The 6,512-nt window shown below is 30.5% G+C and carries 4 protein-coding genes and 1 pseudogene; 4 read left to right on the forward strand and 1 reads right to left on the reverse strand.

Annotated features, from left to right (window positions below; all coding sequences use genetic code 11):
• The first annotated feature begins 818 nt into the window (after positions 1-818).
• The 4 genes from A2255_04290 to A2255_04305 all read left to right on the forward strand — a co-directional run bounded on the left by A2255_04290 (position 819) and on the right by A2255_04305 (position 5,922).
• A complete protein-coding gene (locus tag A2255_04290; protein OGI18242.1) occupies positions 819-2,156 on the forward strand; it encodes a glutamate synthase in 1,338 nt (445 codons plus the stop codon).
• A 204-nt stretch (positions 2,157-2,360) separates the two neighbouring features.
• Positions 2,361-3,509, forward strand: a complete 1,149-nt coding sequence (locus A2255_04295; protein OGI18243.1) for a hypothetical protein — start codon at positions 2,361-2,363, stop codon at positions 3,507-3,509.
• Complete coding sequence (locus A2255_04300) at positions 3,499-4,629, forward strand: hypothetical protein (GenBank protein OGI18244.1); 1,131 nt, start codon at positions 3,499-3,501, stop codon at positions 4,627-4,629. Before A2255_04295 ends, A2255_04300 begins: the two co-directional genes overlap by 11 nt.
• Positions 4,630-4,785: 156 nt before the next feature.
• The gene (locus A2255_04305; GenBank protein OGI18245.1) at positions 4,786-5,922 is read left to right on the forward strand and encodes a hypothetical protein; all 1,137 of its coding nucleotides are present in this window, start codon (positions 4,786-4,788) and stop codon (positions 5,920-5,922) included.
• A 146-nt stretch (positions 5,923-6,068) separates the two neighbouring features.
• Here A2255_04305 and A2255_04310 read toward each other — a convergent pair.
• A pseudogene (locus A2255_04310) lies at positions 6,069-6,512 on the reverse strand (hypothetical protein).

Consider the following 6,512-nt stretch of genomic DNA (forward strand, 5'->3'; position numbering starts at 1 on the left):
GATTTAAATATAATAAAGAAAAACTTAAGGTGCTTGCCTAGAATAATATTTAATGATTGGTAATAGATTTCTAATATTTGCAGTTTTCGGTATTTATAGAATTTAAAAAGGTGACTGTGTCACCTTGGTAATCTTTCCAATGTTCACCAGATAGATTGCCACGCACCTTCGGTGCTCGCAATGACAGTGTATGTTATTAGAAATATGACTTAAAAAAGTGACTCTGTCACCTTGCAATGACACTCTTTATTATTAGTGTATTTTAACATTTTCTAAGCAAGCACCAAAATTAAATACTATTAATGATTATTTAAAACTTGATAAATAAAACATAATACATTCTCGGACTGTTTCGATTAAGAATAAAAAAATCTTGTGTAATTCTTGTGTAATTAATCCTATTTTAATAAGCTTTGACACAAAATGATCATTCTCACAAATCCAACTGCCACAAAGAAAAGATCAATTTCTATCAAACTTCATCAAGCTATAAAAACGCTCTCATGATCCATTAGCCGTAGGTTCGAATCCTACCGGGCCCAATAATAAAATCAACACTTTCGGCGAAAGCCGATTTTTTGTTTTTAGGGTTTGTGCCTAAACTGTGCCTAACCTGAAATTAAATATAGTGAAATTTAATGAATCTTTTATATAGCTTTATTGAACTTTATATCTATGCGCAAAAAGTTGTAGGTTTTATAACTTACAAAAATAGGTAAGTTATATCGATTTTTATTGCTAATATGACTCTTTAAATTCTAGATTAAATGAAATACTCTATGTACCACTGTAAAATGAGTGAAATCAAGGAGATGAATATGACTTTTACGTGGGATATATTAAAAAAAGGCATAAATCCAATTATCGATGGTGCAGTTCAGGAAATATTTACCAAACTTTATTCTGATAATTTATTTTTAATGGTTCCTGTAGTGCAAAAGGAAACCTTAAGATCAATAGTTGAGGCAGCTTTAAGAGCGGAAAGAGGAACAGAATTAACCAGGCCTCTTGGAAGCCCTAATTACTTGTCATCTTGGAATAAAATTTTATTGAATCCGAGGCAGTTATTTCAGATCCCACCTGAAGACTATACAAAAATTGAAACAAAAACTGTTATAGGTCCACGGGCTAAGAAACCTCTTGAATTAGATATACCAATTATGATTTCAGCAATGTCAAATGGCGGATCATTAAGTGAACAAATGAAAATTGCTCTTGCTAAAGGTGCTAGTTTAGCAGGAACAGCAACTAATACCGGAGAAAGTACGTTGGTATACAGTGAAAGAGAAGCTGCAAAATATTTAATAGGACAATATAATAGAGGTGGTTGGTTAAGCAAACCAGAACAGTTAAAAAGAGTAAATGCTATAGAGGTACAGCTTGGCCAAGGCGCATGGGGTGGAGCTACAGATGATGTACAGCCAGCAAGTGAAGTTACTGATTATCAAAAAAGAATATGGAATGTTCCAGACGGCAAAGATGCCGTAATTCATTCCAGAATGCCAGGTATTAACTCAACTCAAGATATTATTGATTTAATTAATAAGTTAAAATCTGAGTATGACGTTCCAGTTGGAATAAAAATTGCGGCCACGCACTTTATTGAAAAGGAATTAGAAATAATAGCACAAACAGACGCTGATTTTATTACTATTGATGGATCTGAGGGTGGTACATCATCATCTTACCCAACTCTTCAAGATAGTGTAGGCTTTCCCACCTTGCTAGGTTTGGCCAGAGCTGTTAACTGGCTAGAAGATAATAATTTAAAAAGCAAATACAATTTAATAATTACTGGTGGGCTAAAAGAACCAGGAGACTTTTTGAGGGCTCTTGCATTAGGAGCAGACGCAGTATATATAGCTACAATAGCCATAATGGCCTCATTACAAACTCAAGTTGTCAAAGCTGTACCTGAGAGTGTGCCTGTTCAGCTTAGTTTGGCTCAGGGTAAATTAATAGACAAACTTGATATAGATGAATCTGCCAATAACTTAGCAAACTTTTTAAAGTCATCTGTAATTGAAATGCAGCATGCCACTCAGGCAGTTGGTAAAACATCTTTCAGGAATTTAAATAAAGAAGATTTAGTAACTGTTGATAAAGAACTGGCAGCAATATTAAGGATTGCATATGCAGGAAATCCCTGTATATAATTAGCTTTGTTTAGCAAATATTAAAGAGAATCTCATATTTAAGGTTCTCTTTAGCTTATAAGTTTTTTTAAATGTATTAAATATACTATGGACTAATTAAAGTAGTCTTCTTAAAATTGCTTTTCTGTCTATTAAATATTCTTTCAAAGAGTATTTAAATTTCATATAAAGACTTTTGCTTATGAGCAGAGAATGGAGATGTATATGAATATAAGAATTATAGACAATGAAGAAGACTTTATTGTTATTAAGACTGATTGGGATAGACTTGCACAAGATATGATTAGTTTTAACAAGTTTGAATGGACGCATATTTGGTGGAAACATTTTAAAGAAGGTAATGATTTAAGCATTTTAGTGGCAGAAAAAGATGGTAAAACAGTCGGGATTGCCCCTTTATATGTCAGAAACATTAATGTATTTAAATTTCTTTCTTTTAAAAAAGTAACTTTTCTTGGGGGAAAGATTTCTGATTATTTAGATTTTTTAATTCAGCAGGACGAGAACCGAGAATCTACATTTGTAGCACTTTTAGACTATGTATTAAACAAATTTTCCTTTGACATATTAGAACTAAAACAAATTAACAGTGATTATCCTAACTTTGATTTATGGCAAAAGTATTCTAAGAAGCTCGGATTAAAGTTTATTGATTACGGTATTTTCAGTAAATGTCATATTCTCAGGTTAAATAAGTTCGATAGTTATGATGAATATTTTAATCAGCTGGGAAAAAATCATAAAAAGAGTATAAAGTTAAGACAAAATAAAGTTAAAAAAGAATTTAAAAATGTTGAATATACTTTTAAGAGTGATATTACTCCTGAAGATATAAGAATAATTGCTGATATAAACATCAAAAGACAAAAATTTCTTATAGAAAAAGGAAAAGAAGACAGATTTTGTTATTTTACTGACTTGCAAGAAAAAAATTTCATAAGTGATTATTTCTGCAATAGTAATTCAGACTCAAAAATGCTTGCTTATTTAAAGTGTGATGACAAGGTTATTGCTTACAATTTGATATTGGTAAACGATAAAGGTTTATGTTACTGGAATGGTGCTTTTGATACTGATTACGAGGTATATTCACCCTCAAAATTACTCTTCAATGAACTTATTAAATACTCATATGAAAATAATTATGAATATTTCGACTTTATGAGAGGCAGTGATCCGTTTAAACTTCAATGGACAAATGATATAACTACAAATTACATATTATCTAAGAAAAATTTCAGAGCAGAGCTGGCATATTTGTTTAAATTTGGTTTACTACGACCTCTTGTAGATAAATTTAGATCAACCAGCATAAAATCATCACTTGACGAGGGGGGAATACATGATAGTTAAGGTAATTAATGATGAAATAGAATTCCAGAAACTCAGAGAGGACTGGAATAGGCTTGCTACTTATTCAACCAATGAATTTGACTGGATATATTATTGGTGGATGAATCATAAAGAGGGTAATGAACTTCAAGTATTAGTACTTGAAAAAGATAATGAAATTGTTGGTATAGCGTCTCTTTATATTGAAAATTCAACAGCATTAAAGTATATTCCCATAAAAAAGCTAACTTTTCTTGGCGCAAGAATTTCTGACAATATTGATTTTTTTATAAAAGAGGATGAGCACAAAGAGAGATCTTTTAATACTTTATTAGATTATATTTTTAAGAATGTACGTTTTGATTTTGTAGAATTTAATCAGATTAATTCCTGTTGTCCAAATTTTGATTTATGGCAAAAATATGCTAAAAAATATGGACTAAACTTTGAATATGCAGTGGAAAGTCGTAAAGTAAATCTTTCTAATTTCAAATCTTATGATGAATATTATGAAAATTTAAATAAAAATCATAAAAAACATTTGAGGAATGCTAATAACCGAATAAAAGAAGTAAATGTGGAATATATTTTTAAGGAAGCCATAACAAAAGAAGATATCAAGATAATCGCTAATATAAACCTTAAAAGGCAAAGATATCTCTATGAAAAAGGTGATCATACCAGATCCTGTTATTTTCTTGATGAGAAAAAGAGAAATTTCATATTAGATTATTTTTGTACAGACAATTCTGACACAAAGATGCTTATTTATATGAAACTTAATGGAGTACCCATTGCATATTCATTATCAGTATTGTCTAAAAATACTTGGTCATATTGGAATGGTGCATTTGATCCTGATTATGAGAGATATTCACCCAAAAAAATACTAGTAAATGAACTAATAAAGTATGCTTTTATAAATAATTATAAGTTTTTTGACTTTTTGGAAGGAAATGAACCATATAAAGCTTATTGGACTAATGAATCCTCTAAAATTTACAACTTAATAACTAATAAATCAGCAAAAGCTAAACTCATATTTTATAGCAGAAAATTTCTACCTGAAGCATTATTAACTAAATCTAATTCAGCAGATATTAGACTAATAATGGATGAGAGTTATCAGGTTGATTTCTAACGAGTGAATTGTTTTATAAGTTTAGGAGGGTAAATTCTCTCCGTCACTGTGCTTGTTAGACAGGCAAGGTTTCTCCGAGAACGTACCCTCCTGTAACAATTATTATAATTTTTGAAACAAAGTACTTGTATTAGTAAGAAAATCTGGAGTTATATTATGAATATTAGAGTTATTAAAAATGAACAAGAATTTCTAGAACTGAAAGATGAATGGGATAGATTAGCTCAAGGATTGATCACAGTAAATACGTTTGACTGGATGCATACCTGGTGGAAGCAGCATAAAGGGTCAGATGAACTTAAAATTCTTGTAGCGCAAAAGGGCAATAAAATAGTAGGAATTGCGCCCTTATATCTCAAGCACTTGAGCATTTTAAAATATTTAAAATTCACAAAACTATGTTTTCTCGGTGGAGATCTTTCTGATTATCTCGATTTTTTAATCGAACAGGATGAGAATAGAGAAGAAATCTTTAAATCCCTGATAGATTTTGCATTAAACGATATTTCTTATGATTATCTTGGGCTTGGTCAGATAAATTCATATTATCCTAATTTTGATTTGTGGCAAAAGTATGCTGAGTCATTGAATTTAAAATTTCAGTCATACAGAGAATGTCATAAAATTCAACTATCAGGGTTTAAATCAAGTGATGATTATATTAATCAACTAAGTAAAAACCTTAAAAAAGATTTAAGGCGCCTTCAAAATAAATTGGAAAGGGATTTTGATAAGGTTGAGTATGTTTTTAAAAAGGATATTACAGAAAAAGATATTGAAATTGTAGCTAATATGAACATTAAAAGACAAAAAGACTTGATGGAAAAAGGTATAAATGATAGATTCTGCTATTTTATAGAAAAAGGAAAAGCAAATTTTATTAAAGATTATTTTTGTAACGGTAATCCTGAGTCAAAAATGATTGTATATTTGAAGTGTAACAATGTTCCTATTGCTTATGATATTGTGCTTTTAAATAAAAAAAGCATTTCATTCTGGAATGGTACGATTGATCCAGATTATGAAAAATACTCACCTACAAAATTATTAATGATTGAGTTTATTAAATATGCATTTGAGAATAAGCTTGATTACATAGACTTTTTACGTGGGGATGATCCTTATAAACTTCAATGGACAAATGACATGTCATTAAATTACAACTTAACGAAGACAAAATCGTTAAAAGTTAAGTTAGCATATTTATATAAAGAGCATATGCCGGAATCAGTACTTCAAAAACTGAATTCAAATAATATTAGAGCACTATTAGATGAGGGGTATCAAGGTTAAATTAAAGAAGATAGCTCCCTCATAAGAGCTATCTTCTAAATCTTCTAATTGTTGGGACAGAAATCGAAAGATATAATGTAAGAGAGAGTAAGTTTCCAGAGGAAACTTACTCTCTCTTCATGATTAATCGGTTACTCTACGAGCATCTATTGAACATTAACAGATGTTGTGTTTGTTGGTGTAGACTCTCCACCTGAATTAAATGCTTTAATCAAGTAGTATAGAGTTGTATTACCAGATAATGAATTAAGGATATGTACTACAAGATTTTGATTTGGAGCAAGTGTAGCTAGCTTAGTGAAGCCACTTGTAGCTAAATTGGATACATATATATTGAATCCTTGCTCATCACTTGAATTATCCTGCCAGTTTAAAACAACAGCATTATTACCACTTATATCCTTCCCTACTAGAGAGGTTAAATTGCCAGGCGCTGTTGGTGGATTTGTAATACTAATTTGAGTGTTAGCTGTGTTAGACGGTTGAGATTTACTTGTACCGTTAACTGCTATAACTCTATAGTAATAGAAATCTCCTGGATTAGGAGTAGCTCCTATATTTGAAGCATAAGTTGTTGTGTTTGCTGCGAT

Source organism: Candidatus Melainabacteria bacterium RIFOXYA2_FULL_32_9 (genome assembly GCA_001784615.1).
In the GTDB taxonomy this organism is placed as follows: Bacteria; Cyanobacteriota; Vampirovibrionia; order Gastranaerophilales; family UBA9579; genus UBA9579.